This is a genomic window from Streptomyces sp. NPDC005151, assembly GCF_053599875.1.
In genome coordinates, this window is the sequence record NZ_JBSFYR010000229.1 from 1 (window position 1) to 2466 (window position 2466).

The 2466-nt window shown below is 67.2% G+C and carries 2 protein-coding genes and 1 pseudogene; 1 reads left to right on the plus strand and 2 read right to left on the minus strand.

The genetic code is table 11. The annotated features are described in order from the left end of the window. Positions 1-302: 302 nt before the first annotated feature. The gene (locus tag ACWD6R_RS40295) at positions 303-1205 is read right to left on the minus strand and encodes a transposase family protein (RefSeq protein WP_451823304.1); all 903 of its coding nucleotides are present in this window, start codon (positions 1203-1205) and stop codon (positions 303-305) included. Between the two features lie 71 nt (positions 1206-1276). After that, positions 1277-2002, minus strand: a complete 726-nt coding sequence (locus ACWD6R_RS40300) for an HAD family hydrolase (protein ID WP_451823305.1) — start codon at positions 2000-2002, stop codon at positions 1277-1279. Positions 2003-2165: 163 nt separating this feature from the next. On the opposite strand from ACWD6R_RS40300, the pseudogene ACWD6R_RS40305 reads away from it, so the two are divergent. After that, positions 2166-2373: pseudogene (locus ACWD6R_RS40305) on the plus strand (transposase); the annotation flags it as partial. Positions 2374-2466: the final 93 nt, after the last annotated feature.

Genomic DNA, 2466 nt, shown 5'->3' on the forward strand with positions numbered 1-2466 from the left:
CTGCACCCCACCAGCGCCCCGACCGCCCCATCCAGCGATCAACAAGACACGCGTTCGCATTCCCCGGCTCCGCCGGGCAGAACAGCACTGCGAGCGCTCCGCGCCCGAGACGATCCGACACCGCGACGCTCCGCGTCGCCGCCAGGGGATGCGATTCCTCCCGATGGCTGAAGCCACGGGATTCTTTGCAAGGATCAGTTGAACCCGGGGCGGACCGGTCCCGGGGGCGAGGACCGGCACTTACGACTCGGTCCGCGATTGAGGTCGGGGCGTGCTGGCCTGGCGGTTCGGCTGGTGGTTGATCAGCAGGCCGCCTGCCGGGCGAGCACGAGTTCGGTGCTCGGCTTGCGGCGCGTCGGCCGGCGGGCTGAGCGGTCCGAGACCAGTGAGGCGATCGCGACGTGGGTTTCGGCGTAGTCCTCGCGGGGGCCGGTGTGGCGCTGGAGCGGGCGCCACTGGCGCAGTTCGGCGTTGGCGTGCTCGACGCAGATCCGGGCTGATGACTGCCGTCGGCGCGTCTCCCGCCAGGCGTACTGCTCGCCGAGCGGCGCATCGTCCTTCTGCTTCTTGGGCGGGGCACTGATCTGGTCGGGGAACTCGTTGGCCAGCCCCCGGTAGCCCTCGTCGACCTCGGCTGTCGCCTTCGGGTGGAGTCGGAACTGCTCGGCGATGCCTTCGGTGCGCATCGCGGTCTGGTCGTGCATGCGGCCCGGGCGGTCTGCACCCGACCACAGCAAGCGGCCATGGCCGTCGCTGATGGTGGTGGTCTTGATGGTGTTCTGCCTCTTCTTGCCAGAGACGAAGGCCCGCCGTCCGGGCTGGTTGGCCTGCGGGCGGCGGACCTGGGTCTCGGCGCCGTCGATCCGCAGCCGGATCCCCTCGGCCTCGGCGTAGGCGAACACGTCCGCCAGGGTGCGCAGCCGAATATCGGGGCGGTCGGGGACGGCGAAGCCGCGCGCCGCTAGCAGCGGGCGGATCTCGCCGATGGCGCGGGAGATCGTGGAGCGGGCGGTGCCGTATAGCTCGGCGAGCGCGGCATGTGGCAAGCCGGTGCGCAGGTGGACCAGGGTGACGAGCAGGCGGTCGGTGAAGACCAGGTCGTGCTTCGGCCCGGCTCCGGCCTCTCGCTGCCGCTGGGCACCACGCCGCTCGTGGAGCTCCGACTCACACTGGGCGAGCCACGGGTCGGCCAACTCTTCGATCAAATCGCCGAGATGTGAACGCGAGACGCCGCAGAAGGCAGGATGGGTCAAGGCCGCACGGGCCCACTTCTTGGTCACACTCGATCGGCCAGGCGAAGCACTGCATCCAGTCCGCGACACGAACCGGGAGTGGCTCGACCGGGCAGCACATACGAGCGCAGTCCCGCCCCGGCCGCGCCGCCATCCTTCGCGGGATGGTCACCGACCATCAGCGTCTCCTCCGGGGCGACACCCAGTTCACGGCAGGCATGCTGAAACAGCAACGGGTCCGGTTTCTCCGTGTCGTGTTCGTAAGAGTGCACCCCGGACGAAAAGTAGTGGTCAAGGCCGTGATGGGCGAAGGTGGCCCGCAGATCCCAGCCCACATCACTGACGACCCCCAGAACCATGCCGCTCCGAGTCAGTCGGACCAGTGTGGACTCGGTGTCTGCGTAAGGCACCCAATGCTCAGGGGCCTGCAGTTGCTCATAGAGCACGTCGGCGACTGGTGCCAGCTCGGGAACCGAGGCATACCAGGTGGTGAAGGCATGGCGATGTGCTCTTGAGGACACGTCGCGGCCGCGCTGGACCTCGACCACGTCGGGGTCCGACAGGCCGGTTTCGAGCCCGCTCAACATGACGTCCATCGCCGCGTCGTCCACGGGTTCGGTCATCGCCGCTCGGATCCGATCTGCATACGCACCGATCTGGAACAGGGTGCCGGAGAAGTCGAAGAGGACCGCCCGCACAGCCAGCGGCGCCTGCGAGGTGACACTGGAGCGGATGGGCCCTTCAGGCCCGCAGGCAGGGAGACGAGTCATTTGATCTTCCTACCGCAGGCCGGACGAGAATGGCCAGGTCTATCGCGGACCAAGTCGTTAGAACTCCTAACGAAATGATCTTCGAGGTGATTGGATCACTCCGGGACTGAAGATCCGGGGGTGTGGGGTGGCTCGACCGAAGCCGTGAAATGTCGATGATGAGCTGTGGGCGGTGATCGAGCCGCTGCTGCCGAGGGTGGAACGCCGGACTCGCAATCCCGGGAGGAAGCGGCATCCGGACCGGTTGGTGTTCCAGGGCATCTTGCTTCGTACTGCACACCGGGATCGCCTGGGAGCACCTGCCACAGGAACTCGGCTTCGGCTCCGGTATGACGTGCTGGCGCCGCTTGGCCGAGTGGACCGAGGCCGGTGAATCGTTCCGGGTTCGGTAGAGACTCTAAGTTGTGGCTGTGACCAGCGGTTTTGGCTGGTTCTGGAGGTAGTAGGTGGCTTCGTACTCGGCG